Annotated in this window: 23 protein-coding genes and 1 pseudogene; 14 read left to right on the top strand and 10 right to left on the bottom strand. The window is 73.7% G+C overall.

From position 1 onward, the window contains the following. Nucleotides 1-50 precede the first annotated feature (50 nt). Both CLV92_RS10110 and CLV92_RS10105 read left to right on the top strand, forming a co-directional pair. Nucleotides 51-1,145, top strand: a complete 1,095-nt coding sequence (locus CLV92_RS10110) for a quinone-dependent dihydroorotate dehydrogenase (protein ID WP_104432690.1) — start codon at nucleotides 51-53, stop codon at nucleotides 1,143-1,145. Between the two features lie 124 nt (nucleotides 1,146-1,269). Beyond that, entirely contained in the window at nucleotides 1,270-1,488 is a 219-nt protein-coding gene (locus CLV92_RS10105; RefSeq protein WP_104432689.1) for a hypothetical protein, read from the top strand. Nucleotides 1,489-1,576: 88 nt separating this feature from the next. Here CLV92_RS10105 and CLV92_RS10100 read toward each other — a convergent pair whose 3' ends face one another. Further along, nucleotides 1,577-2,587: an aldo/keto reductase family protein gene (locus tag CLV92_RS10100; RefSeq protein WP_104432688.1), complete on the bottom strand. Its 1,011-nt coding sequence runs from the start codon at nucleotides 2,585-2,587 to the stop codon at nucleotides 1,577-1,579. Nucleotides 2,588-2,681: 94 nt separating this feature from the next. On the opposite strand from CLV92_RS10100, the gene CLV92_RS10095 reads away from it, so the two are divergent. Further along, nucleotides 2,682-3,185 carry an Lrp/AsnC family transcriptional regulator gene (locus CLV92_RS10095; protein ID WP_425433572.1) on the top strand — a complete coding sequence of 168 codons (504 nt, stop codon included), beginning with the start codon at nucleotides 2,682-2,684 and terminating at the stop codon, nucleotides 3,183-3,185. Nucleotides 3,186-3,214: 29 nt separating this feature from the next. Here the strand turns inward: CLV92_RS10095 and CLV92_RS10090 are convergent, their stop codons facing one another. Then, complete coding sequence (locus tag CLV92_RS10090; RefSeq protein ID WP_104432687.1) at nucleotides 3,215-4,609, bottom strand: aspartate aminotransferase family protein; 1,395 nt, start codon at nucleotides 4,607-4,609, stop codon at nucleotides 3,215-3,217. Nucleotides 4,610-4,732: 123 nt separating this feature from the next. Further along, the gene (locus tag CLV92_RS10085) at nucleotides 4,733-5,344 is read right to left on the bottom strand and encodes a DUF3043 domain-containing protein (RefSeq protein WP_211291023.1); all 612 of its coding nucleotides are present in this window, start codon (nucleotides 5,342-5,344) and stop codon (nucleotides 4,733-4,735) included. Nucleotides 5,345-5,434: 90 nt separating this feature from the next. Here CLV92_RS10085 and CLV92_RS10080 point away from each other — a divergent pair, with 90 nt between their 5' ends. The 9 genes and pseudogenes from CLV92_RS10080 to CLV92_RS10045 all read left to right on the top strand — a co-directional run bounded on the left by CLV92_RS10080 (nucleotide 5,435) and on the right by CLV92_RS10045 (nucleotide 13,567). Next, on the top strand, nucleotides 5,435-6,901 hold the full coding sequence (locus CLV92_RS10080) for a dipeptidase (RefSeq protein WP_104432685.1): 1,467 nt from the start codon (nucleotides 5,435-5,437) through the stop codon (nucleotides 6,899-6,901). Nucleotides 6,902-7,067: 166 nt separating this feature from the next. Further along, nucleotides 7,068-7,421: a HesB/IscA family protein gene (locus tag CLV92_RS10075; RefSeq protein ID WP_104432684.1), complete on the top strand. Its 354-nt coding sequence runs from the start codon at nucleotides 7,068-7,070 to the stop codon at nucleotides 7,419-7,421. A 24-nt stretch (nucleotides 7,422-7,445) separates the two neighbouring features. Continuing rightward, nucleotides 7,446-8,195: a leucyl/phenylalanyl-tRNA--protein transferase gene (aat, locus tag CLV92_RS10070; protein WP_245886671.1), complete on the top strand. Its 750-nt coding sequence runs from the start codon at nucleotides 7,446-7,448 to the stop codon at nucleotides 8,193-8,195. Nucleotides 8,196-8,360: 165 nt separating this feature from the next. Then, nucleotides 8,361-9,227 carry an aa3-type cytochrome oxidase subunit II gene (gene ctaC / locus CLV92_RS10065; protein WP_245886670.1) on the top strand — a complete coding sequence of 289 codons (867 nt, stop codon included), beginning with the start codon at nucleotides 8,361-8,363 and terminating at the stop codon, nucleotides 9,225-9,227. Continuing rightward, on the top strand, nucleotides 9,217-10,992 hold the full coding sequence (gene ctaD / locus CLV92_RS10060; protein ID WP_104432682.1) for an aa3-type cytochrome oxidase subunit I: 1,776 nt from the start codon (nucleotides 9,217-9,219) through the stop codon (nucleotides 10,990-10,992). Before ctaC ends, ctaD begins: the two co-directional genes overlap by 11 nt. 1 nt (nucleotide 10,993) lies before the next feature. Then, nucleotides 10,994-11,395 carry a cytochrome c oxidase subunit 4 gene (locus CLV92_RS10055; protein WP_104432681.1) on the top strand — a complete coding sequence of 134 codons (402 nt, stop codon included), beginning with the start codon at nucleotides 10,994-10,996 and terminating at the stop codon, nucleotides 11,393-11,395. Nucleotides 11,396-12,075: 680 nt separating this feature from the next. Next, a pseudogene (locus tag CLV92_RS23225) lies at nucleotides 12,076-12,405 on the top strand (Ig-like domain-containing protein); the annotation flags it as partial. After that, complete coding sequence (locus CLV92_RS23060; RefSeq protein WP_425433571.1) at nucleotides 12,385-12,972, top strand: L,D-transpeptidase; 588 nt, start codon at nucleotides 12,385-12,387, stop codon at nucleotides 12,970-12,972. The pseudogene CLV92_RS23225 and the gene CLV92_RS23060, both read left to right, overlap by 21 nt. Before the next feature lie 109 nt (nucleotides 12,973-13,081). Next, on the top strand, nucleotides 13,082-13,567 hold the full coding sequence (locus CLV92_RS10045) for a GNAT family N-acetyltransferase (RefSeq protein ID WP_158257188.1): 486 nt from the start codon (nucleotides 13,082-13,084) through the stop codon (nucleotides 13,565-13,567). Between the two features lie 48 nt (nucleotides 13,568-13,615). Here the strand turns inward: CLV92_RS10045 and CLV92_RS10040 are convergent, their stop codons facing one another. From CLV92_RS10040 to ctaE, 5 genes are all read right to left on the bottom strand, one after another. Next, nucleotides 13,616-14,347 (bottom strand): glutamine amidotransferase, encoded by a 732-nt coding sequence (locus CLV92_RS10040; protein WP_104432678.1) that lies wholly within the window; start codon nucleotides 14,345-14,347, stop codon nucleotides 13,616-13,618. A gap of 112 nt (nucleotides 14,348-14,459) precedes the next feature. Further along, the gene (qcrB, locus tag CLV92_RS10035; protein ID WP_104432677.1) at nucleotides 14,460-16,151 is read right to left on the bottom strand and encodes a cytochrome bc1 complex cytochrome b subunit; all 1,692 of its coding nucleotides are present in this window, start codon (nucleotides 16,149-16,151) and stop codon (nucleotides 14,460-14,462) included. Further along, nucleotides 16,148-17,221, bottom strand: a complete 1,074-nt coding sequence (gene qcrA, locus CLV92_RS10030) for a cytochrome bc1 complex Rieske iron-sulfur subunit (protein ID WP_104432676.1) — start codon at nucleotides 17,219-17,221, stop codon at nucleotides 16,148-16,150. The genes qcrB and qcrA overlap by 4 nt, the downstream gene beginning before the upstream one ends. Before the next feature lie 70 nt (nucleotides 17,222-17,291). Then, a complete protein-coding gene (gene qcrC, locus CLV92_RS10025; protein WP_104432675.1) occupies nucleotides 17,292-18,137 on the bottom strand; it encodes a cytochrome bc1 complex diheme cytochrome c subunit in 846 nt (281 codons plus the stop codon). A gap of 61 nt (nucleotides 18,138-18,198) precedes the next feature. Continuing rightward, nucleotides 18,199-18,855, bottom strand: a complete 657-nt coding sequence (gene ctaE / locus CLV92_RS10020) for an aa3-type cytochrome oxidase subunit III (protein WP_104432674.1) — start codon at nucleotides 18,853-18,855, stop codon at nucleotides 18,199-18,201. A 288-nt stretch (nucleotides 18,856-19,143) separates the two neighbouring features. Here ctaE and trpD point away from each other — a divergent pair, with 288 nt between their 5' ends. Next, nucleotides 19,144-20,250, top strand: a complete 1,107-nt coding sequence (gene trpD / locus CLV92_RS10015) for an anthranilate phosphoribosyltransferase (protein WP_104432673.1) — start codon at nucleotides 19,144-19,146, stop codon at nucleotides 20,248-20,250. A gap of 94 nt (nucleotides 20,251-20,344) precedes the next feature. Here the strand turns inward: trpD and CLV92_RS10010 are convergent, their stop codons facing one another. Both CLV92_RS10010 and CLV92_RS10005 read right to left on the bottom strand, forming a co-directional pair. After that, nucleotides 20,345-20,626, bottom strand: coding sequence for an Lrp/AsnC family transcriptional regulator (locus CLV92_RS10010; protein WP_104432672.1), 282 nt, complete (start codon nucleotides 20,624-20,626; stop codon nucleotides 20,345-20,347). Next, nucleotides 20,623-22,545 carry a DEDD exonuclease domain-containing protein gene (locus tag CLV92_RS10005; RefSeq protein WP_104432671.1) on the bottom strand — a complete coding sequence of 641 codons (1,923 nt, stop codon included), beginning with the start codon at nucleotides 22,543-22,545 and terminating at the stop codon, nucleotides 20,623-20,625. The genes CLV92_RS10010 and CLV92_RS10005 overlap by 4 nt, the downstream gene beginning before the upstream one ends. A 108-nt stretch (nucleotides 22,546-22,653) precedes the next feature. Here CLV92_RS10005 and CLV92_RS10000 point away from each other — a divergent pair, with 108 nt between their 5' ends. After that, the gene (locus CLV92_RS10000; protein WP_158257187.1) at nucleotides 22,654-24,027 is read left to right on the top strand and encodes an NYN domain-containing protein; all 1,374 of its coding nucleotides are present in this window, start codon (nucleotides 22,654-22,656) and stop codon (nucleotides 24,025-24,027) included. Nucleotides 24,028-24,076: the final 49 nt, after the last annotated feature.

Here is a 24,076-nt window from a genome sequence, read left to right as displayed (position 1 = left end):
CCGAGTCCGCGCCGGTCGCCGGCCAGCGCCCCGCACCCCGGAGGACCACGGTGATCTACCGGACCCTGTACCGCCACGTGCTGACCCGCGTCGACCCCGAGCGGGCGCACCACCTCTCCTCCACCGCCCTGTGCGCGCTCTCGCGGGTGCCGCTCGCGCCGGCGCTGCTGCGGCGGCTGTTCGTGGTGGCCGATCCCGGTCTGCGCGTGCGGGTGCTCGGCATGGACCTGGCCAACCCCCTCGGCCTGGCCGGCGGCTTCGACAAGAACGCCGCGGGGGTGGAGGCGCTGAGCCACCTGGGCTTCGGGTTCGTGGAGGTCGGCACCGTCACCGCCCTGCCCCAGCCGGGCAACCCCCGCCCGCGCATGCACCGGCTGGTGGCCGACCGCGCCGTCGTCAACCGGATGGGCTTCAACAACGACGGGGCGCAGGCCGTCGCGGAGCGGCTGAAGCGCCTGCGCGCCGTGCCGCCGAGGCACCCCGTGGGCGTCGGCGTGAACATCGGCAAGTCCAAGGTGGTGCCGGAGGAGCGGGCCGCGGAGGACTACGCCACCTCGGCGCGGTTGCTGGCCCGCTACGCGGACTACCTCGTCGTCAACGTCAGCTCGCCCAACACCCCCGGCCTGCGCGACCTGCAGTCGGTGGAGCGGCTGCGGCCGGTGCTGCAGGCGGTGCGGGAGGCGGCGGACTCCTCCTCCGGCCGCCGCGTGCCGCTGCTGGTGAAGATCGCTCCCGACCTGGCGGACGAGGACGTCGACGCGGTGGCGGACCTCGCGCTGGAACTCGGCCTGGAGGGGATCGTGGCGACGAACACGACGATCTCCCGTGCGGGCCTGGCCTCCTCGGCGGCGGAGGTGGAGGCCGCCGGTGGCGGCGGGCTGTCGGGGGCGCCGCTGAAGCAGCGCTCGCTGGAGGTGCTGCGGCGGCTGCGCGCCCGCACCGGGGACCGCCTCGTCCTGATCGCCGTGGGCGGGATCGAGACGGCCGCGGACGCGCAGGCCCGCCTGGACGCCGGGGCCTCGCTGGTGCAGGGCTACACCGGCCTCGTCTACGAGGGCCCGGCCTACGCCGCCCGGATCCTGCGCGGGCTGCGCCGCCCGGTGGCGGCTGCGGCGGTGGCGGCCGCTGCGGCGGTCGCGCGCTGACAGCGGGTCTGCGGGCGGCGCCGCCCGGCCGGAGCGTCGGCCCCTCCGCGAGCGGCGTGTCGCGCGCTGCCCGCAGGCGGGCTGTCACGGGCACCCGCTCCGCCCGGCGGCTAGCGTGGGCGGGGTGACCCCACCGACGAGCTGGACGTGGCGCTTCGAGGATGCCGACGGCAGGCAGGTCGGGGTGGAGGAGGCGTCCGCGCAGTTCCCCACCCAGGCCGACGCCGAGTCCTGGATCGGGGAGACGTGGCGCAGCCTGCGCGAGCGCGGCGTCGACGCGGTGCGGCTCTTCGCCGACGGGGAGCAGGTCTACGGGCCGCTGAGCCTGCGCACCGTGGAGTGAGACCTCGCCGCTGAACCGTCCCGCCGCACTCCGCAGGAGCGCCGCAGGGGCGGCACCCCGTGGGGTGCCGCCCCTGCGGCGGCCGGACTCAGGCGGGGCGCCGCTTCGGGGCGTTCTCCGCCGTCCGCGCCGGGTCGGTCTCCACCACGTCGCCGAGCACCCCGTCGATGCGCTCCATCACCTCCGCCGGGATGCGCACCCCCGACGCCTTCACGTTCTCCGTGACCTGCTCCGGCCGGGAGGCGCCGATGATGGCGGCGGCGACGTTGTCGTTCTGCAGCACCCACGCCACGGCGAGCTGCGCCATCGTCAGCTCCAGCTCCGCCGCCACGGGCGCGAGGTCCTGCACGCGGGTGAGGACGTCGTCGCGCAGGAATCGCTTGACCATGTCCGCGCCGCCCTTCTCGTCCGTGGCGCGGGAGCCGGCGGGCGGCGGCTGCCCCGGCCGGTACTTGCCGGTCAGCACGCCCTGCGCGATGGGCGACCACACGATCTGGGACACGCCCAGCTCGCGGCTGGTGGGGACGACCTCGGCCTCGACGACCCGCCAGAGCATGGAGTACTGCGGCTGGCTGGAGATCAGCTGCACGCCCAGCTCCCGCGCGAGGGCGTGCCCGGCGCGGATCTGCTCCGCCGTCCACTCGCTGACGCCGATGTAGAGGGCCTTGCCCTGCCGCACGACGTCGGCGAAGGCCTGCATCGTCTCCTCCAGCGGCGTCTCCGCGTCGAAGCGGTGCGCCTGGTAGAGGTCGACGTAGTCGGTGCCGAGCCGCCGCAGCGACCCGTTGATCGACTCCATGATGTGCTTGCGGGACAGGCCGACGTCGTTGGGGCCCTTCGGCCCGGTCGGCCAGTAGACCTTCGTGAAGATCTCCAGGCTCTCCCGCCGCTCGCCCCGCAGGGCCTCGCCGAGGACGGTCTCCGCGGCGGTGTTGGCGTAGACGTCGGCCGTGTCGAAGCTGGTGATGCCCGCGTCGAGGGCGGCGCGCACGCACGCGCGGGCCGCCTCGTTCTCGACCTGCGACCCGTGCGTGAGCCAGTTGCCGTAGGTGATCTCCGAGATCTTCAGTCCGCTGTTGCCGAGGTACCGGTGCTCCATGGCGAGACCGTAACGGGGTCTGGGAGCGCTCTCGCCCCGGAGGTGCGGCTGAGGGTGGCCCTGCGGGAACTAGGCTCCGCTCGTGCCCAAGGACCTGCGAGCCACGACCGCCCGCGCCCGCCGCTCCCGCGTCGACGCGGTCGACAGGGAGCTCATCCAGCACCTGCAGGACGACGGCCGGATGTCCTACGCGGCGCTCGCCAAGGCCGTGGGCCTGTCCGAGGCCGCGGTGCGCCAGCGCGTCCAGCGCCTCCTCGAGGGCGGCGTCATGCAGGTCGTGGCCGTCACCGACCCCATGACCGTCAACCTGATGCGCCAGACCATGATCGGCATCCGCGTCGACGGCGACACCCGCCAGGTGGCCGCGCGCCTGGCGGAGGTGCCGGAGGTGGACTACGTCGTCCTCTGCGCCGGGTCCTTCGACGTGCTCTGCGAGCTGACCTGCGCCGACGACGAGCAGCTCCTGGAGCTGCTGAACAGCCAGATCCGCAGCATCCCCGGCGTGCGCAGCACCGAGACGTTCCTCTACCTGGAACTGGTCAAGCAGACCTACGCCTGGGGCGGCGGCCCGGTCGAGCGGATCGCGGCGGAGCAGTAGCCCCGCCGCGACCCGCTCGGCGCACCCGCTCAGAGGTGGGCCGAGGCCCCCTCCAGCACGGCGCGGATGATCTGCTCCATCTCGTCGAAGTGCGACTGGTCGCACACCAGCGGAGGGGCGAGCTGGATGACGGGGTCGCCGCGGTCGTCGGCGCGGCAGTAGAGGCCGTTGGAGTACAGCGCCGAGGACAGGTAACCGCGCAGCAGCCGCTCCGCCTCGTCCCCGCTGAACGTCTCCTTCGTCGCCTTGTCCTTCACCAGCTCGATGCCGTAGAAGAACCCGTCGCCGCGGACGTCGCCCACGATCGGCAGGTCGAGCAGCTTCTCCAGCGTCGAGCGGAAGGCGCCCTCGGTGGAGCGCACGTGCTCGTTGAGGCCCTCGCGCTCGAAGATGTCGAGGTTCGCCAGCGCCACCGCCGAGGACACCGGGTGCCCGCCGAAGGTGTATCCGTGGGGGAAGTAGTTCGTCCCCTGCAGGAACGGCTCCATCAGGCGGTCGGTGGCGATCATGGCGCCGATGGGGGAGTAGCCCGACGTCATGCCCTTGGCGCACGTGATGATGTCCGGCTGGTAGCCGTAGCGCTCGCAGGCGAACATCGTGCCCAGGCGCCCGAAGGCGCAGATGACCTCGTCGGAGACGAGCAGCACGTCGTGGCGGTCGCAGATCTCGCGGACGCGCTGGAAGTAGCCGGGCGGCGGGGGGAAGCAGCCGCCGGAGTTCTGCACCGGCTCCAGGAACACCGCCGCCACCGTCTCGGCGCCCTCGGCGAGGATCGCGACCTCGATCTGGTCGGCCGCCCAGCGGCCGAACGCCTCGGGGTCGTCGCCGTGCTCGGGGGCCCGGTAGAAGTTCGTGTTCGGGGCCTTGTGCGCGCCGGGCACGAGCGGCTCGAAGTACTTCTTGGCGTCGGGGATGCCGGTGATGGACAGCGCTCCCTGCGTGGTGCCGTGGTAGGCGATCGCCCGGCTGATCACCTTGTGCTTGTAGGGCCGGCCGGTGAGCTTGAAGTACTGCTTGGCCAGCTTCCACGCCGTCTCCACGGCCTCGCCGCCGCCGGTGGTGAAGAAGACCCGGTTGAGGTCCCCCGGGGCGTAGCCGGCCAGGCGCTCGGCCAGCTCGATGGCGGCGGGGTGCGCGTAGGACCACAGCGGGAAGAAGGCCAGCGTCTCCGCCTGCCGGGCCGCGGCCTCGGCCAGCTCGCGGCGCCCGTGCCCGGCCTGCACGACGAAGAGGCCCGCGAGGCCGTCGAGGTAGCGCCTGCCCGCGTCGTCGTAGACGTAGGGGCCCTCGCCGCGCACGATCACGGGGACGTCGCTGCTCTGGTAGGTGGACATCCGGGAGAAGTGCAGCCACAGGTGGTCGCGGGCGCTGGACGCCAGGCTCCCGCTCCGGGGCTCCGGGACGAGCTGGGGGGTCGCGGTCATGCCTCAGTTATCGCACGCCGGTCCGCGGCCAGACAAGGGCACGACCCGTGGGATCGGCGGACCGAAGGACGATCGATCGCGGAATCCGAAGCCGCCGGGCTCCGCCGCGGCGGGTTCCGCGACTCAGCGCGGCGGTGCGCCGCGCCGGACCATGACCACGGGCCGACGCAGCCTGCGCACCTGCAGGGCGCGGGAGACGGCGTAGCCGCCCAGGCCCCGCTCGACCGTCCCGAAGCGCTCCGCGGCCTCGCGCTTGACCCTGCGGCTGACGACGATGCTGTCCACCACCACGACCACGAGGGTGGAGTAGATGAGCACGGTGGAGGCGAAGAGCACCTCCGGGCTGCCCAGCGTGGGCGCGATGAACGACAGCACCAGCGCCACCAGGGCGATCATGAGGAAGTACTCGCCGACGTTGCGCCGGGAGTCGACGATGTCGCGCGCCAGCCGCTTCTGGGGCCCCTTGTCACGGGCCGGCAGGTGCTTCTCGTCGCCGGTCAGCAGCGCGTGGTGCATGCGTGCGCGCTCCTCGCGCACGGCCGCCCGGGCGGCCGTGCGGGCGGCCTTGCGGTCGGCCGGCACCAGGGGACGGCGCCGGGCGGCCTGCGCCTCGGCGCGGCTGGGCGTGGGGCGCCCCTTGCCCGTCGGCTTCACCGGGTGCGAGCCGGCCGGGGCCGTCTGCGCCACCTCGCCCGGGACGGGGGATGCCTGCTTCTCCTTCGCGCGACCGAACACGCACGAAGCCTACGGTCTCGCCGGGGCGCTGCGGGCCGAGGCGGCGGAGGGTCCGTCGGACGGGTCAGGCGCGCGCGTTAGCGTCTGCCCATGACGCCGGAGCAGCCGTCCCCCCAGCCCGTCCCCGCCCCGCAGGGCCCCGGTGGCAGCGCGCGCAGCGGGGAGCTGCGCGCGCGGCTGGCCGAGCTGCAGCCCGGCCTGCGGGCGGACCTGGAGCGCCTGGTCCGCATCCCCAGCGTGTCCGCGCCCGCCTTCGACCCCGGGCACGTGGCGGCCGGCGCCGAGGCCGTCGCCGGGCTGCTGCGGGACGCCGGCCTGGACGACGTGCGCATCCTCACCGCCGAGCAGGACGGGCGCACCGGCGCGCCCGCCGTCGTCGGCCGCCGGCCGGCGCCCCCCGGCCGCCCGACCGTCCTCCTCTACGCCCACCACGACGTGCAGCCGCCGGGGGCGCCCGCGGACTGGACGAGCCCGGCCTTCGAGCCGACCGAGCGCGGCGGGCGCCTCTACGGGCGCGGGGCGGCCGACGACAAGGCCGGGGTGATGGCCCACGTCGCCGCGCTGCGCGCCCTCCTGCCGCAGTGGGGCCCGGGCGACGGGGTCGGGGTGACCGTCTTCGTCGAGGGGGAGGAGGAGATCGGCTCGCCCACCTTCTCCGCGTTCCTGGCGCAGTACCGCGACGTGCTCGCCGCCGACGTCATCGTCGTGGCCGACTCCGCCAACTGGCGCGTCGGCGTGCCCGCCCTGACCACCACCCTGCGCGGGCTCGTCGACTGCGTGGTCCGCGTCGACGTCCTCACCCACGCCGTGCACTCGGGCATCAACGGCGGCCCGGTCGTCGACGCCCTGACCTGCCTCTGCCGCCTCCTGGCCACCCTGCACGACGAGGCCGGGGACGTCGCGGTCGCCGGCCTGCTCAGCGGGCGGGCACCGGAGACGGACCTGACGGAGGAGCGCTTCCGGGCCGACGTCGGCGTCCTGGACGGGGTGCGGCTGGCGGGGACCGGCTCCCTGGAGTCGCGGCTGTGGACGAAGCCGGCGCTGTCCGTCATCGGCCTCGACGCCCCGTCGGTCGAGCTGTCGAGCAACACCCTGCTGCCCACGGCGCGGGCCAAGCTGAGCGTGCGGCTGGGCCCCGGCCAGGACCCGGCCGCCGCGATGGCCGCCCTGCGCGCGCACCTGGAGGAGCGGGCGCCCTTCGGTGCGCGCGTCACCGTCGAGGAGGGGGAGCTGGGCGCGCCCTTCGCAGCCGACACCTCCACGGCCGCCCACGCCACCGCCCGCCGCGCGTTCACCGAGGCCTACGGCGTGGAGGTCGTGGAGATGGGGATGGGCGGCTCCATCCCCTTCATCTCCGAGCTGGCGGCGGTCTACCCGCACGCGGCGATCCTGGTGACGGGGGTGGAGGACCCGGACTCCCGCGCCCACGGCGCCGACGAGTCCCTGCACCTGGAGGACTTCGCCCGCGCCTGCCTGGCCCACGCCCTGCTGCTGGACTCCCTGGCGGGCGGGCCCGCCGGACCGGTGCCGGCCGCGGACGGCGCCCGGGCCGGCTGAGGCGCCGTACCCTGGTCCCGCCCGCGCGGCGCCGCCACGGCGGACGGCGGCGGGCGAGCAGGACGGCGGGAACAGCGCGGGCCGCGCGCTGGTTCTCGCAAGAGGCGGTCCGGGGAGTGCCCCCGGACGTGCCCACGAGCTGTCGAGCGGAGCGGAGACGACACCGATGACCGTCCAGGACGGAACCACCGCGACCCACGGGGTCGAGCTCACCGAGGTCGCAGCGGCCAAGGTCAAGGCCCTGCTGGAGCAGGAGGGGCGCGACGACCTGCGCCTGCGGATCGCGGTGCAGCCGGGCGGCTGCTCCGGCCTCATCTACCAGCTCTACTTCGACGAGCGCGAGCTCGACGGTGACGCGCTGCGCGACTTCGGCGGCGTGGGCGTCGTGGTGGACAAGATGAGCGTCCCCTACCTCGAGGGCGCGACCATCGACTTCGCGGACACCATCGAGAAGCAGGGCTTCACGATCGACAACCCCAACGCCGGCAGCAGCTGCGCCTGCGGGGACTCCTTCAGCTGAGCCGCGGCTCCTGCTGAGGACGCCGTGACGCTCCCGGTCGACCGGCCGTCCGCCGCGCCCGCGGCCCGGCCGGTCGACCCGGGACCGTCGCGGTTCGACTTCGCGTCGCTGCGCCCCCTGCCGGGCGAGGACCTGGTGGGTGCGGGCGGGGACCTGCGTCCCGCGACGCTGCTGGCCGCCTACCGGGCCGGCTACTTCCCCATGGGCCTGGGCCGTCGCGGACGGGGGCCCGTCGGCTGGTGGTCGCCCGACCCCCGCGGCGTCCTGCGGCCCGAGCGGCTGCACGTCTCCCGGTCCCTGCGCCGCTCCCTGCGCCGCTTCGAGGTGCGTGTGGACACCGCCTTCGAGGACGTGGTCGCCGGCTGCGCCGACCCCGGACGCCCCGGAGCGTGGATCACGCCGGCCGTCGCTGCGGCGTACGCGCGGCTGCACCACCTGGGCTGGGCCCACTCCGTGGAGACGTGGGAGGACGGCGAGCTCGTCGGCGGCCTGTACGGGGTCGCCCTCGGTGGTCTGTTCGCGGCGGAGTCGAAGTTCCACCGCACCACGGACGCCTCCAAGGCCGCGGTCGTGGCCCTCGCCGGGCTGATGGCCGACGGCGTGCGGGGCCGGCTCGTCGACGTGCAGTGGCGCACGGACCACCTGGCCACCCTGGGCGTGGAGGAGGTCGCGCGCGTCGACTACCTGGCCGCCCTCGGCCCCGCGCTGGCCCTCCCGGCGCCACGCGCCTTCGCCGCGCGCCCCGACCAGTCCCCGCCGGAGAGCGGGGGGTAGTCTCAGGACCGAGTGCCGTGCGCGTGGTGACGACCCTTCGAGGGCCGGCCCCGACCGCCCGGCCGGATCCGATCGAGGGACGTGGAGAGGCCGACGTTGGGCACGCGAGACTCGTACGCAGTACGGCGCCGCCGTTCGTCCTGGGCGCTGCGCGCGTCCGCGGCGGTGGGAGCCACGCTCTTCCTCGCCGCCTGCGGTGAGCGGCAGGCCGAGAGCGACTTCGCCCACGGCTACCTGCCGATCGTGAGCGACGGCGCGACGAACATGACGCCCCGCATCCAGACGCTGTGGAACGGCTCCTGGATCGCGGCGCTGCTGGTGGGCCTGGTGGTCTGGGGCCTCACCCTGTGGTGCGTGGTGGCCTACCGCCGCCGCAAGGGGGACCCGCAGCTGCCGCCGCAGGTCCGCTACAACATGCCGATCGAGATCCTCTACACGGTCCTGCCCGTGATGATGGTCGGCGTCCTGTTCTTCTACACCGCCCGTGACGAGGCGGCGATCCTGGAGAACGACGGCCCCGTCGACGTCAAGATCGACGTCATCGGCAAGAAGTGGGGCTGGGACTTCAACTACAACGACGAGGACGTCTACGTCGCCGGCCGCCAGGCCGTCCTGACGGGCGTGGAGGGCGTCGAGGAGACGCTGCCCACCCTCGTCCTCCCGGTCGACCAGACGGTCGAGGTCGAGGTCTACGGCATCGACGTCAACCACTCCTTCTGGGTGCCTGCCTGGCTGTTCAAGATGGACGCCATCGCGGGTGCGCCCAACGAGTTCCACGTCACCCCGACCAAGATCGGGATGTTCCAGGGCAAGTGCGCCGAGCTGTGCGGTGAGTACCACTCGGAGATGCTCTTCAACGTCCAGGTCGTCGAGCAGGACGAGTACGAAGCCTTCATCGAGAGCCTGCGCGACCAGGGCAACACCGGCCAGCTCATCACGGAGCTCGCCGGCGCGTTGGAGCGCGAGGCCGCCACCCCTCAGCCCGAGGGCGAGTCCGAGGCCGCAGAGGAGCTGACCCCCGATGGCCACTGAGAGCACCTTCCCGCCCGGCTTCGCCGCGCGCACCACCACCAGGCAGCCGGCCGGCGTGAGCGTGCCCCGGTCCCGGGGCAGCGTGGTCACCAAGTGGGTCACCAGCACCGACCACAAGGTGATCGGCAACCTCTACTTCATCACCTCCTTCATCTGGTTCCTCATCGGCGGCGTCATGGCGCTGCTGATCCGGGCCGAGCTCTTCGAGCCCGGCATCCAGGTCGTGAACTCGAAGGACCAGTACAACCAGCTCTTCACCATGCACGGCACGATCATGCTGCTGCTGTTCGCGACGCCGCTCTTCGCGGCCTTCGCGAACGCGATCATGCCGCTGCAGATCGGCTCGCCGGACGTCGCGTTCCCGCGGCTGAACATGCTGTCCTACTGGATCTACCTGTTCGGCGGGATCATCGCCGGCGCCGGCTTCCTCACCCCGCAGGGCGCGGCCAGCTTCGGCTGGTTCGCCTACACGCCGCTGTCGGACGCCGTCCACAGCCCCGGCCTCGGCGGGGACCTGTGGGTCTTCGGCCTCGCCTTCGGCGGCTTCGGGACGATCCTCGGCGCCGTCAACTTCGTGACGACGATCCTCTGCATGCGCGCCCCGGGCATGACGATGTTCCGGATGCCGATCTTCACCTGGAACATCCTCATCACCAGCGTCCTGGTGCTGATGGCCTTCCCGGTGCTCGCGGCGGCCCTCCTCGCCCTCGGCGCGGACCGGGTGATGGGTGCCCACGTCTACGACGCCGCGCACGGCGGACCGATCCTGTGGCAGCACCTCTTCTGGTTCTTCGGGCACCCCGAGGTCTACATCATCGCGCTGCCCTTCTTCGGGATCATCACCGAGATCATCCCCGTCTTCAGCCGCAAGCCCGTCTTCGGCTACAAGGGCCTGGTCTTCGCGACGATCTCGATCGCCGGTCTCTCGGTGTCGGTGTGGGCGCACCACATGTACGTCACCGGCAAGGTCCTGCTGCCGTTCTTCGCGCTCATGACCATGCTGATCGCGGTGCCCACCGGCCTGAAGTTCTTCACCTGGATCGGCACGATGTGGCGCGGGTCGCTGACCTTCGACACGCCGCTGCTGTGGGCCATCGGCTTCCTGGTGACGTTCCTCTTCGGCGGCCTGACCGGGATCATCCTGTCCTCGCCCCCGCTGGACTTCCACCTGTCCGACTCGTACTTCGTGGTGGCCCACTTCCACTACGTCGTCTTCGGCACGGTCGTCTTCGCGATGTTCGCCGGCTTCTACTTCTGGTGGCCGAAGTTCACCGGCAAGATGCTCGACGAGCGCCTCGGCAAGATCCACTTCTGGCTGCTCTTCATCGGCTTCCACACGACCTTCCTCATCCAGCACTGGCTGGGGGCCTCCGGCATGCCGCGCCGCTACGCGGACTACCTGCCCGAGGACGGGTTCACGCTGATGAACCAGGTCTCCACGGTGGGTGCCTTCCTGCTCGGCGCCTCCACCCTGCCGTTCCTCTGGAACGTGTGGCAGACCGCGGTCAAGGCGCCCAAGGTCGAGGTCGACGACCCCTGGGGCTACGGCAACTCCCTGGAGTGGGCGACCTCCTGCCCGCCGCCGCGGCACAACTTCACCTCGCTGCCGCGCATCCGCTCCGAGCGGCCGGCCTTCGACCTGCACCACCCCGAGGTGCCGGGCCACGACACGCCGACGAGCGACAAGAACCTCCTCGACCACGTGTACGGCGAGGCCGACCTGACCGGTCGCCAGGAAGACCTGCCGCGGAAGGGTGGCCACTGACATGAAGTCCGAGATCTGGCTGTTCAGCGGGGGACTGCTCTTCTTCCTCCCCATCGCCTTCGTCTACGGCCTGCTGACGCAGTGGAACGAGCCCGTCGGCTTCGTCTGCCTCCTGCTCACCGCGGGGCTGGCGGTCCTCGTGGGCGGCTATCTGGCCGTCACGGGTGCCCGCATCGACGAGCGGCCCGAGGACAACCCGCGGGCCGACATCACCGAGGGCGCGGGGGAGCAGGGCTTCTTCAGCCCGCACAGCTGGTGGCCGCTGGCCCTGTCCTTCGGCGCCGCGCTGGTCTTCGCCGGTGCCGCCATCGGGTGGTGGCTGTCGATCATCGGCGTCGCCTTCTCGATCGTCTTCCTCATCGGCTGGGTGTTCGAGTACTTCGTGGGCGAGCACGCGCACTGACGTTCGGACCGGCTGAGCCGAAGGGCCGGTCACCGCGGGCGGAAGCCCCGGTGGCCGGCCCTTCGGCATGTCCGCGGTGCGTCGACCGCTCGGCGCAGGTGCCCGGCGCCACAGCTACCTGGACCACGGGGCCGGGCCGGTCCACCCGCCCGGACCGGCCGCGCCCGGTCCTGCCCCGCCTGGTCCCGCCCCGCCTGGTCCCGCCCCGCCTGGTCCCGCCCCGCCTGGTCCCGCCTCGCCCCAGGGGGCATCGTCGCGGGGCTGCAACGGAATGGCCCCTGTGCGCGTCATGCCGCCGAGAGTGGTTGCTGCGGGCATCGATGGTCGGTGTGAGCCGACGACCGACGAGCAGCAGCGGAAGCGGAGGCAGGGGACGCGTGAGGAGCAGCACGAGCCGGTGGGGCATCGCCGTCGCGGTGGTGGGGGCCGTCCTCGCAGTCAGCGGCTGCCAGGGCGGTGCGGGTAGTGCCGCCCCGAGGCGCGAGGCGCCACCCCTGACGCCACCCCGAGCGGCACCACCCCGGCGCCGACGCCCGCGGCGGTGCACGTTTCACCCGCCGACGCGGCGGCCGGGGTGCCCCTCGACGCCCGCATCCGGGTCGCCGTCACCGACGGCTCCCTGCAGGCCGTGGAGGTGACCGACCCCGCCGGCGCCCCGCTCAACGGCCTCCCAGGCCACCACCTACACCGTGCACGTCACCGCCCTCAGCGACTCGGGCCTGCGCACCGAGCGGACGAGCAGCCTCAGCACCGTGGAACCCACCGCGCTCGTCAGCGCCAGCGTCGCGCCGCTGGCCGGGTCCACCGTGGGCGTCGGCATGCCCGTCCTCGGCCTGCTCGACGAGGAGGTCGCCGACGATCGCCGCGCGGCCGTCGAGGAACGGCTGGACGTGAGCACCCGGCCGGCAGCGGTTCAGGGCTCCTGGCGCTGGGTCTCCGGCCGGCGGGTGGACAGGCGTCCACGGGAGTACTGGCCCGCCGGCACGGCCGTGCACGTGGACGTCGACCTCGCCGGCGTCGAGGTTGCGCCCGGCGTCTGGGGCAAGGCCGACCGCGACATCGACTTCCAGGTCGGATCGGCGGTGGTCAGCACCGTGGACGTCGACGCCCACACCCTCACCGTCCGGGAGGACGGGCAGGTCGTGAGGACGATCCCCGTGACGACGGGGAAGGGCGGCAACGGCGGGAGGTACCTCACCCGCGGGGGAGTGAAGGTCATCATGAGCCGCGAGGCGGAGCGGCGGATGGACGCCGAGACCACCGGGGTCAGCGAGGACGACCCCGAGTACTACGCCCTCGACGTGAAGTACGCGATGCGCCTGACCAACTCCGGCGAGTTCCTGCACGCCGCTCCCTGGTCCGCCGCGTCCCACGGCTCCGCGAACGTCAGCCACGGCTGCACCGGCATGAGCACCGAGGACGCCCGCTGGCTCTTCGAGCACTCCACGGTCGGCGACGTCGTCGAGTTCGTCGGCTCCGAGGGGGGGATGGAGCCCGGCAACGGCTACACCACCTGGAGCTTGCCGTACGAGGAGTGGAAGGCCGGATCCGCCCTTCCCGCCGCCCAGCCGGCCTGAGGACCCACCCGAGGGCCGCGCCGGGGCAGCGCAGCCCTCCAGGGCTCTCCGCGGCCGGGAGCGGAAAGCAGTGGACCGCCCGGGTGGCGCTGCGGCAGGGTCACCCCTCGTGACGATCCCCGAGGCGGCGGTGCGGCTGCGCCGCGCCACCGCCGCCGACGCCGCCGTGGTCGCTGCGCTGAACGAGCCGGTGCAGCACCTGCACCGAGACGCCGCCCCGGGGCGGTTCGCGCCCCACGACCCCGCAGCGGTGGCGGGCTTCTTCGCCACGCAGGTGGCCGGGGACGGCCTCGTGTGGATCGCCGACCTCGCCGGTCGCCCGGCCGGCTACCTCTACGCGGTGGAGGTCCACCGGGCCGCAGGTCCCTTCACCGCGGACGAGCACGTGCTCTTCGTCCACCACCTCGGCGTCGACCCGGCCGCCCGCCGGCGGGGCGTGGGCTCCGCCCTGCTCGCGGCAGCGGAGGACCACGCCAGGGCCCACCGGCTGAGCGGCCTCCGGCTGGACAGCTGGCTGTTCAACGACGGCGCCCACGCCTTCTTCCGCGGCCTGGGCTTCGAGCCCGTCCGCACCCGCTTCGCCCGCGACCTCTGAACCCCCGGTCGGACGGCGCCCTGCGCGTGGAGAGCGGGCGCGCCCTTCTCAGCGCCGATACCTCTCGACGAAGCGGCGCAGGAGCAGCGAGGGCATCTCGACCCGCGAGCGGCGCAGCCGGGCGACGACCTCGTCGTACTCCTCGGGCGGGAAGTAGCCGGCCTGCCGGTAGACGGTGACGCGCCCGATGATCCCCTCGACGTCCAGCTCGGGGTGGAACTGCGTCGCGTAGAGGTTCCGGCCGACGCGGAAGGCCTGCACCGGGCAGGCGGGGGAGGAGGCCAGCACCACCGCGTGCGGGGGCGGGACGCGCATCGCCTCCTTGTGGCCGACGAAGGCGTCGAAGGTGACCGGCAGCGCACCGAACAGCGGATCGGCGCAGCCCGCCTCCGTCAGGGTCACCGGCACGGTGCTGATGGGCTCGCTGAAGGTGCCGTCCACGACCCCGCCCTGGTGGACGCCGAGCGTGCCGACCCCGTAGCAGGCGCCGAGGAACGGCATGTCCGCGGCCACCACCCGGTCGAGCAGCACCGCCAGCTCCTGCTCCACGCGGCGCTGGGTCTCCGACTTCGACGACTCCGGATCGCTGGTGCAGTAGGGGCTTCCCCCGACCACGATCCCGGAGAACGCCTCCAGGTCCACCTCGGGCATCGGCGCCTGCTCGAGACGCACCCGCACCAGCTCCTCGGGGTGCAGGCCGCCGTAGCGCAGGACAGCGGCGTACTCGGCATCGGCGACGGTGTCGTCCGCGCGGGTGGCGAGCAGGAGGAACGGCCTCACACCGGCACGCTAGCGGCGTCCGGGTCGATGGCCTTCCCGGGGCCTGGGGCGGGAACGCGAAGGGCCCGGCAGGACGAATCCTGCCGGGCCCCTCGCGTGCGCTGGTCCGGGCTCAGCCCTGGGTGGTCAGCGAGTTGGTGGTCTTGGCGCTGCCCTTCTCCGAGGGGTCGATCGCCGCGTGCTCACCACCGTGACCGTGGTGGTGGTGCGCCGCCTCCAGCTCCGCCGGGGTGACGGGCTCCACCCGGTCGTCGAAGTAGAAGCGCGACAGGGCGTGCTGCACCTTGCCGAACAGGGTGTCGGGGTTCGCCCCCGCGGCCGGCTGCAGCTCCAGCGGACGCTGGCTCTCGTGCTGGACGAGCATCCACCGCTCGTACTCGTCGAGGGGCGCGTGGACCTCGATGAACTCACCGTGGGGGAGGCGGACGATGCGGCCCGTCTCGCGCCCGTGGAGGGCCTTCTCGCGGTCGCGGCGCTGGAGGCCGAGGCAGATCCGCTTGGTGACCCAGAACGCGATCGGCGGCAGGACGAACAGCAGCAGGCGCAGACCCCGGGTGAGGTCGTTGATGCTGAGGTTCAGCATGTGGGCGATGATGTCGTTGCCGCCGCTGATGAGCAGGATGACGTAGAACGTCAGCGCCATCACGCCGAGACCCGTGCGGGTCGGCTGGTTGCGGGGGCGGTCCAGCAGGTGGTGCTCGCGGTAGTCACCCGTCGCGATCTGCTCGATCCACGGGTAGGCGACGAGCACCGCCATCACCACGAGGATGATCACCGTGGTGGGGATGAAGATGTTCATCGAGAACGTGAAGCCCCAGAGCGTGAACTCCCACCAGCCCGGTGTCAGTCGCACGGCGCCGTCGAGCCAGCCCATGTACCAGTCCGGCTGGGAGCCGGCGGTCACGGGGGAGGGGTCGTACGGGCCGTAGGCCCAGATCGGGTTGATCCCCACGAACGCGGAGATCAGCGCGATCACGCCGAACACGATGAAGAAGAAGCCGCCCATCTTCGCCATGTAGACGGGGAAGAGCGGGAAGCCCACCACGTTGTCGTTCGTCCGGCCCGGGCCGGGGAACTGGGTGTGCTTGTGCAGCACCAGCAGGAACATGTGCGCCGCGATGAGCGCCAGCATGATCGCGGGCAGCAGGAGGATGTGGATGACGTAGAAGCGCGGGATCAGCACGTGACCCGGGAACTCGCCGCCGAAGAAGAAGAAGCTCAGGTAGGTGCCCACCACGGGCACCGCGAGCATGATCGCCTGGGCGATGCGGATGCCGGTGCCGGAGAGCAGGTCGTCGGGGAGGGAGTAGCCGGTGAAGCCCTCGAAGACGGCCAGGATGGCGAGCAGCGCACCGATGACCCAGTTGATCTCACGCGGCTTGCGGAACGCGCCGGTGAAGAACACCCGGAACATGTGCACCACGGTCGACGCGACGAAGATCAGCGCCGCCCAGTGGTGGATCTGCCGGATGATCAGACCGCCGCGGACGTCGAAGGAGATCGCCAGCGACGAGGCGTACGCCTCGGACACGATCTGCCCGTGCAGGGGGGCGTAGACGCCCTCGTAGGGGATCTCGCCCATGCTCGGCACGTAGAAGAAGGTCAGGAACGTGCCCGTCAGCAGCAGGATGACGAACGTCCAGAGCGAGATCTCCCCGAGCATGAAGGACCAGTGGTCCGGGAAGACCTTGCGGGCGAAGCCGTTGACGATCTTGCTGGCGCCGACGGAGTCGTCGGCGAAGTTCGCGACGCCCGCAGCGGCCTTGTCTTGGCGCGACGCCGGGCGGCTTGCAGTGGTGCTCATCCGCGCTCCCAGAAGCTCGGTCCGACGGGCTCCTGGAAGCCAGCCCTGGCCACCAAGTATCCGTCCTCGTCGACCATGATCGGCAGTTGGGGGAGCGGCCTCTTGGCCGGTCCGAAGATGACCTTGCAGTCCTGCGTCACGTCGAAGGTCGACTGGTGGCACGGGCACAGCAGGTGGTGGGTCGTCTGCTCGTACAGAGCGACCGGACATCCCATGTGGGTGCAGATCTTGGAGTAGGCGACGATCCCGTCGACCGCCCAGTCCTCCCGGCCTGCCGGCGGGTTGAGCTCCTCGGGCTTCAGACGCAGCAGGATGACCGCGGCCTTGCCCTTCTCGGCGAGGAGGTCGTGACCGGCCTCCTCGATCGTCTCGGGCATGACGTGGACGATCGAGCCGAGCTGCACGTCCGCGGCGAGGATGCGACCGCCCTCGGGGTCCTTGATGAGGTACTCGCCCTCGTCCCACCACGTCTGCTCCAGCGCCGTGCCCGGCAGAGGACCGGTGTCGCGGAAGAAGAAGAGCGCAGACAGCGGCAGCAGGGCAGCCGCGCCGATCAGGGTGTTGCGGATGAGCGGGCGACGGCCGAGGCCCGTCTCCGCCACGCCGTCCTTGAGGATGGCGACGGCCCGGGCGCGCTCGGCGTCCGTGCCGCGCTGGCGGTGGCGGTAGTCCACGCGCTCCTCGTCGGGCATGAGGGTCTTGGCCCAGTGGACCGCGCCCACGCCGAGGCAGAACAGCGACACGAACAGCGCGAAGCCGATGGCCTTGGTCGAGAGGCTGACCGCGGCCAGGCGGTCGAAGTACTCGTTGTGGCCCTCGTACTCGATGCCGATGATCGCGGCGAGCGTCCCGAGGGTGCCGATCATCGAGAGGATGAAGAGCGTCGCGACCTGCCGCTCCGCGCGCTTGGCCGCGCGCGGGTCGACGTCGACGAGGCGGTGCCGGTGCGGCGGCAGCCCCGGGTCGGTGAAGCGCTCGGCGGAGTTCGCCTCCGACACGGAGCTGACGGCGGTGCTCGAGCCGTGTGCCGGGTTCGGCGGCTGCTCAGCCGGCTGGATCTGCTGGGTCATCGTTCCTGTCCTGTCCCTGCGCGGGGCTGTTCCGTCGCCTGCACCTGCACGTTCCGCATCCGGCGGCCGCTCACGAGGACTTCATCCCCAGCCACACCGCGCAGCCGATGAGGAGGCCGATCCCGGCCACCCACGCGAAGAGGCCCTCGCTCACCGGCCCGAGGTAGCCCAGCGGCAGACCGCCCGGGTCCGGCTGGCTGTGGATCGACTTCAGGAAGCCGATGATCGCCTTCTTGTCCTCCGGCGCGATGGTGTTGTCGTTGAACACCGGCATCGACTGCGGGCCGGTGGTCATCGCCTCGTAGATGTGCCGCTCGGTCACGTTGAAGAGGGCGGGTGCCTCCTTGCCCTTCGTCAGCGCCCCGCCGGCCCCGGCGAAGTTGTGGCACATCGCGCAGTTGGTGCGGAAGATGTTCGACCCCCGGGAGATCTCCTCCTCGGTGAGGGCGGTGATGTCCAGGAACTCCTCCGCCGGGATGGCCGGGCCGGGGCCCAGGGAGGCCACGTAGGCCGCCATCTGGTTGATCTGCTCCTGGGAGAAGCGGATCCGCTCCGCGGGCACGGCCTGCGGGCCCTGGTACGGCAGCGGCATGCGCCCGGTGCCGACCTGGAAGTCGACCGCCGCGGCGCCGACGCCGACGAGGGAGGGGCCGGTGATGCCGTAGCCCCACCCGGTGGGCTGCGGGTCGCCGCCCTCGCCGTTGAAGCCGTGGCAGGTCGCGCAGTTGGCGATGAAGAGCTTCTCGCCCTCGGCGATGTCGGTGGCCGACGCCGACTGCTCCGGCTGCGCGCTGGCCGGCTGGGGCACGAGGGCGGCGTACAGGCCGCCGGTCAGGGTCAGGGCCAGTGCGATCAGCAGCACGACGGCCAGGGGGTGGCGGCGGCGCGCGCTGAGCGCGGAGAGGGTCCTGGTCACGGTCGTCGAGCTCGCTTCCGTCGTTGCTGGGCTGGCGGGTGCGCTGGTCGCGGGCAGCCGGTCACTTGAGGATGTAGATCACGGCGAACAGGCCGATCCAGACCACGTCCACGAAGTGCCAGTAGTAGCTGACCACGATCGCGCTGGTCGCCTCCGCGTGGCCGAAGCGGCGGGCGGCGAAGGCGCGGCCGATGACCATGAGGAAGGCGATGAGGCCGCCGACCACGTGGAGGCCGTGGAAGCCGGTCGTCAGGTAGAACACCGAGCCGTAGCCGTTGGTGCTGATCGAGAGCCCCTTGTGGATCAGCTCCGCGTACTCCAGCACCTGCCCGGCGACGAAGATCGCGCCGAAGATGTACGTCAGCACGAACCACTCGATCATTCCCCAGCGCTTGAAGTCGAGGAGCCCGCCCGTGCGCCGGGGCTGGAACCGCTCGGCGGCGAAGACGCCGAACTGGCACCACAGCGACGAGACCACGAGGATCGCCGTGTTCACGCTGGAGAAGGGGATGTTCAGCAGCGTCGGTCCCGTCTCCCACATCTGGGGAGCGACGGCCCGGATCGTGAAGTACATCGCGAAGAGGCCGGCGAAGAACATCAGCTCGCTGGAGAGCCACACGATCACCCCGACCGACACCACGTTGGGCCGGTTCACCGACCCGTGCGCCGGACTGGGTGTGCTGCTCTGGACTGCCTGTGCGCTCGCCACGACCGTCATTATTGCCCCAAGCGGGTGGCGACGCCCCGCCCGCCCCGGCTCAACGCGCCGCGGGGGAGGGTGAGACGCCCCACAGCCGCCCGGCAGCCGCCGCGCAGCCCCTCCGCCGGTGCGGTCCCGGGCGCCGGCGGACACCGGTGCCACGGCCCCGCAGGAGCGCCCGCAGAGGTCTGCGCGGGCACGACGGAGGAGGGGTCCGGAGCGGTCTGCCCGCGCGCCGGCGACGTCGGTACGCTCGGCGCCGCCGGGACGCGCCCGCTCCCGCTCCGCCAGCGGCCGGAAGGCACCATGACGAGCTCCGCGCAGCCCCCCGCCCCCGCCACCCCCGGTGCCGGCCGCCGCACGTGGACCGACCTGATCGCCCGCCTCGTCGCCGGCGAGGACCTGGACGCCGCGAGCACCTCGTGGGCCATGGACCAGGTGATGGCCGGGGAGGCGAACGAGGTGCAGCTCGCGGGCTTCCTCGTCGCCCTGCGCGCCAAGGGCGAGACGGTCGCGGAGCTGGAGGGGCTGGCCGCGGCGATGCTCGACCACGCCGTGCCGATCACCGTCCCCGGCCCGGCCGTCGACCTGGTCGGCACCGGCGGCGACGGGGCGCGCACCGTCAACATCTCCACCATGGCCGCGCTCGTGCTCGCCGGGGCCGGGCACCGCGTCGTCAAGCACGGCAACCGGGCCGCGTCCTCCGCCTCCGGCTCCGCCGACGTCCTCGAGGCCCTCGGGGTGCGCCTGGACCTGCCGCCGGCGCGGGTCGCGGAGGTCGCCGTCGAAGCCGGCATCACGTTCTGCTTCGCCCAGGTCTTCCACCCCGCGATGCGCCACGCGGCCCCCACCCGCCGCGCCCTCGGCATCCCGACGGCGTTCAACGTCCTGGGCCCGCTCACCAACCCCGCGCGCCCGCAGGCCGCGGCGATCGGCGTCGCGTTCGCGGCCATGGCGCCCCTGGTCGCCGGGGTCCTCGCCCGCCGGGACGTCTCCGCCCTGGTCTTCCGCGGCGACGACGGCCTCGACGAGCTCACGACGGTCTCCCCGGCGCGGGTCTGGTCCGCCACCCCCGGCGGTGGGGTCCGCGAGGGACGCCTCGACGCCGTCGCCGAGCTGGGCATGGCGCCCGCCGTCCTGGAGGACCTGCGGGGCGACGACGCCACCCACAACGCCGCGGTGGCCCGTCGGCTCCTCGACGGCACGCGGGGTCCCGTCCGCGACGCCGTCGTGCTCAACGCCGCCGCCGCGATGCTCGCCGCGGGCGTGCGGGCACCCGGGGCCGGGGGGCAGGAGGTGCTGGACGACCTGCCGGCGCACCTGGCGGAGGGGGTGCGGCGGGCGGAGGAGTCCCTCGACTCCGGCGCCGCGGCAGGCGTCCTCGAGCGCTGGGTCGAGGCCAGCGCGGGCTGAGGGCGTCAGCTCCGGCGGGACCCGTCAGTGCAGCACGGAGCTGCCCGCGCCCCGCGGGACGGGCGGCTCCGGCGGGCGGCCCCGGGAGGGGTCCTCAGTCCTCCAGGCCGAGTGAGAAGGCGCTGGACAGGTCGTGGCGGGAGTAGGCCCGGAACGCGATGTTCGTCACGGTGCTCACCACCCCGTCGACCTTGTTGACCTGCCCGGCGATGACGTCGGCCAGCTCCTCGTGGCGGCGCACCCGGACCATCGCGACGAGGTCCACGTCGCCGGTCACGGAGTACACCTCGGAGACGCCCGGCACCTCTGCCAGCGCCTCCGCCACCTCGGGGATGCGACGGCCGTCGGTCTGCACGTGCACGATGGCGGTGATCACGCGGGCAGCGTAGCCGGGCCGGGCCCCGCCGTCTCGGGTCCCCGCGCACCGGACGGCTCGCCCGACGTCCAGCGGTGGCGGGCCCCCGCCGCACCGTGCACGGGAGACGCCCACGGCGCGTCCTCGGCGCCCACGACGTCCACCAGCCGCACGCCCGGCTGCTCCAGCCACGCCAGCACCCGCTCCGTCTCGGCCGCCAGCGCCGCCGTCGCCGGCGGCACCGGAGCCGCCACCGCCTCACCCGTGGCCCGCAGCGCCGCCACGTACGGCATCGGATCGGCGCCCGCGGGGGTCACCGTGGTGCCCGCGAGGCGGCCGTGGCGCACCAGCACCACCTCCCAGCCCCCGCTGGGCCACCCCGGACGGGCCGTGCAGCGCCGCGCCGCGACGAGCTCGGGGCAGGCCGCCAGCGGCGCCCGCCGCTGCATGGCGGAGGCCGCCCGCAGGTAGGCGTCGAGGCGGTCGCGCTGCTCGCCGGCCTCCTCGTAGCGCTCCTGCTCCGCCAGGAGGCCCATCCGCGCCCGCAGCGCCGCCACCGCGTCCCGGGCGTCGGCGACCATCGCCGCCCGCACCGACTCCACCACCCGCGCGTAGCCCTCGGCGTCCTGACCGCCGCGCTCCACCCCCAGGCAGGGCGCCCCGCAACGGCCCATCTCCGCCAGGACGCACGCCGCGGGCCCGTCCGCGGCCGGTCGCCGCGGGATGCGCCGGGTGCACTGCCGCAGCGGGAACGCCTCGTGGAGGGCGGCCACGGCCAGCTCCGCCGCGCGCGGGCTGGAGAAGGGGCCCAGGTACTGCGCACCCGCCCCTGCATCACCGCGCACCTCGCGCACCACCGACAGGCGCGGCCACGCCTCGGCCGTCAGCTTCACCCACGGGGAGCGCTCCGGTCGGCGGGAGCGGCGGTTGTACGGCGGGTCGTGCTCGGCGATGAGCCGCAGCTCGTGCACCTCGGCCTCCAGCGCCGTCGTGCACACCACCGGGGTCACCGACGCGGCCAGCCGCACCATCTCGGTGATGCGCGGGCGGGTCTCCGAGGCGGTGAAGTACGAGCGCACCCTGCTCCGCAGGTCCACCGACGTCCCCACGTAGAGGACCCGCTCGGCGGCGTCGCGGAAGAGGTAGACCCCGGGGGCCGAGGGCAGCCCCAGGGCCAGGTGGCGCTTGGCGCGGCGCGCGGCCGAGACCCGGGAGGTGAAGGTGGCCAGGTCCTCCAGCGTCTGCACCCCGCTGCCACCGAGGCGGGCCAGCAGGGCGTGCAGCACGTCCACGGTCGCGCGGGCGTCCGACAGGGCCCGGTGGTCCGGCGTGGTCGTCGCGCCGAACAGGCGCGCCAGCGTGCCCAGCTTGCGGTCGGGCGCCTCGTCGCGGCCCACGAGCAGCCGGGCCAGCCGCACGGTGTCCACGACCTCGGGGGCGGGCCACGCCAGCTGCGCCTTCGCGCACCCCGCCTTGAGGAAGGACACGTCGTAGGGCGCGTTGTGCGCCACCAGCACCGCGCCGCGCGCGAACTCCAGGAAGCTCGGCAGCACCTCGGCCAGCCGGGGCGCGCCCGCCACCATGGCGTCGTTGATCCCCGTGAGCAGCGCGACGAACGGGGGGATGCCCACCCCCGGGTTGACCAGCGTCTGGAACTCCCCGAGGACCTCCCCGCCGCGGACCTTCACCGCACCGATCTCGGTGATGCCCGCGTCCGCCGGTGCCCCGCCCGTGGTCTCCAGGTCGACCACGACGAAGGTCGTGGCGTGCAGCGGGCGCCCGAGGTCCTCGATGCTCGTCTGCACCGGCACGGGGACCGGTCGCAGCCCCGTGGTCGCGGGGGTGCCGCCGCGCGCGGCCGGCGGATGCGGAAGGCTCGGCACCGGAGGACGTGCGGTCGCGGAGCCGCCGGACCCGGTGCGCGGGGGAAGGGCGCCCATGGCCGTCACCATAGGTGCCGGTGCGGACAGCCCCCGCCGGCCGCGCCGGGCCCCGGTTCCCCCAGCGCACCGGAGCGGGTCGCGGGAAGGGCGGAGCGGAGGAGGAACGTGGTAGGCGCAGCGGTGCACGAGGACGACGGACGGGGCGGGAACGCGTCCCCCGGCGCCCTGCCGGAGCCCGTGCTCCGCCGTGCCCTCCAGGTCGCCGCGGAGGCGCTGGGCGCCCTGGACGAGGCCGACGTGCCCGCCCCGCTGCGCCGGGTGCGCGCCTTCGCCCCCGCCCGCCGGGCCCGCGCCGGGGCGCAGCCCCTGACCGCCTGCCTCGCCACCGACCCGGCGTTCGGGCGGGCGGTGGCCGACGCGTGGTCCACCGCGGGGCCGGGGGCGGCCGCGGTCGCGGCCGCGAACGGCGCCCCCGTGCCGGAGCCGACCGCGGCGCCGCTCGACGTCGCCGTCGCCGCCTACCTCCTGCGCGCCGGGGACTGGCGGGACCGGGTCCGGGCGGCCGCGGAAGGTGCCGCCGCCGAGGAGGCGCGGCGCGCCGGCGCCCGCACCGGCGCCCGGGAGGCCCGCGACCAGGCGCAGCTGGAGGCGCAGGAGGCGGCGCGCGCCCGGGAGCTGGCCGAGCTGCGGGCCCGGGTGGCGACCCTGGAGGAGGAGCTGACCGCGCTCCGGCGCGAGCTGCGGCGCTCCCGCTCCGACGCCGACCGGGCCCGGGCGGGGCAGCGCAGCGCGGAGCGGGCCGTGGCGCAGGCGCAGGAGGAGCTGGCCGCCGCGCAGGAGGACGCCGGCCGCCAGCGCGAGCGCGCCGACGCCGTGGAGCGGCAGCTGCGCGAGGGCACCGCCCAGTCGCAGCAGGCCGCCCGCCGGGCCCGGGACGTCGACGACGTCCGCGCACGGCTCCTCCTCGACACCCTCCTCGACGCCGCCGCCGCCCTGCGCCGGGAGCTGGCCCTGCCGCCCGTGGAGTCCTCGCCCGCCGACCTGCTCGCGGCGGAGCTCCTCGAGGAGGACGTGGCCCGCCCCGCGCCCGTGGACGTGCCTGGTGCCCGGGCGCTGGCCGCCACCGACCCAGCGGCCCTCGACCACCTCCTGGCGCTGCCGCGGGCCCACCTCGTCGTGGACGGCTACAACGTCACCAAGCTCGGGTTCGGCCAGCTGACGCTGCTGGAGCAGCGGCGGCGGCTGGTGGACGGGCTGGGGGCGATCGCCGCCCGCACGGGCGTCGAGGTGACCTGCTGCTTCGACGGCAACGACGGGGTCGGGCCCGTGCCCTCGCCCAGCACCCGCCGGGTGCGGGTGCTGTTCAGCTCCGCGGGGCGCACCGCGGACGAGCTGATCCGGCGGCTGGTGCGGGCCGAGCCCCCGGGGCGGGTCGTGGTGGTGGTCTCCGACGACGGGGAGGTCGTCTCCGGGGTGCGTGCCGCGGGCGCCCGGCCGGTGTCGTCGCGGGCGCTGCTGGGCCGGCTGAACCGCGGCTGAGCCTGTTCCCGGGCGGGGCCCGCCGCCGCTCGCGAAGTCGTGTCGGACC

This window comes from Kineococcus xinjiangensis (assembly GCF_002934625.1).
Lineage (GTDB): Bacteria > Actinomycetota > Actinomycetes > Actinomycetales > Kineococcaceae > Kineococcus_A > Kineococcus_A xinjiangensis.
Note: the sequence above shows the minus strand (reverse complement) of the source record. Positions and strands in the feature narration are given on the sequence as shown.

What these genes read in the sequence shown, in the direction of transcription:
- CLV92_RS10100 (WP_104432688.1), bottom strand. Translation starts at nt 2,587, where the DNA reads ATGGAGCACCGGTACCTCGGCAACAGCGGACTGAAGATCTCGGAGATC.
- CLV92_RS10090 (WP_104432687.1), bottom strand. Translation starts at nt 4,609, where the DNA reads ATGACCGCGACCCCCCAGCTCGTCCCGGAGCCCCGGAGCGGGAGCCTG.
- CLV92_RS10080 (WP_104432685.1), top strand. Translation starts at nt 5,435, where the DNA reads ATGACGCCGGAGCAGCCGTCCCCCCAGCCCGTCCCCGCCCCGCAGGGC.
- CLV92_RS10075 (WP_104432684.1), top strand. Translation starts at nt 7,068, where the DNA reads ATGACCGTCCAGGACGGAACCACCGCGACCCACGGGGTCGAGCTCACC.
- ctaD (WP_104432682.1), top strand. Translation starts at nt 9,217, where the DNA reads ATGGCCACTGAGAGCACCTTCCCGCCCGGCTTCGCCGCGCGCACCACC.
- CLV92_RS10055 (WP_104432681.1), top strand. Translation starts at nt 10,994, where the DNA reads ATGAAGTCCGAGATCTGGCTGTTCAGCGGGGGACTGCTCTTCTTCCTC.
- qcrB (WP_104432677.1), bottom strand. Translation starts at nt 16,151, where the DNA reads ATGAGCACCACTGCAAGCCGCCCGGCGTCGCGCCAAGACAAGGCCGCT.
- qcrA (WP_104432676.1), bottom strand. Translation starts at nt 17,221, where the DNA reads ATGACCCAGCAGATCCAGCCGGCTGAGCAGCCGCCGAACCCGGCACAC.
- ctaE (WP_104432674.1), bottom strand. Translation starts at nt 18,855, where the DNA reads ATGACGGTCGTGGCGAGCGCACAGGCAGTCCAGAGCAGCACACCCAGT.
- trpD (WP_104432673.1), top strand. Translation starts at nt 19,144, where the DNA reads ATGACGAGCTCCGCGCAGCCCCCCGCCCCCGCCACCCCCGGTGCCGGC.
- CLV92_RS10005 (WP_104432671.1), bottom strand. Translation starts at nt 22,545, where the DNA reads ATGGGCGCCCTTCCCCCGCGCACCGGGTCCGGCGGCTCCGCGACCGCA.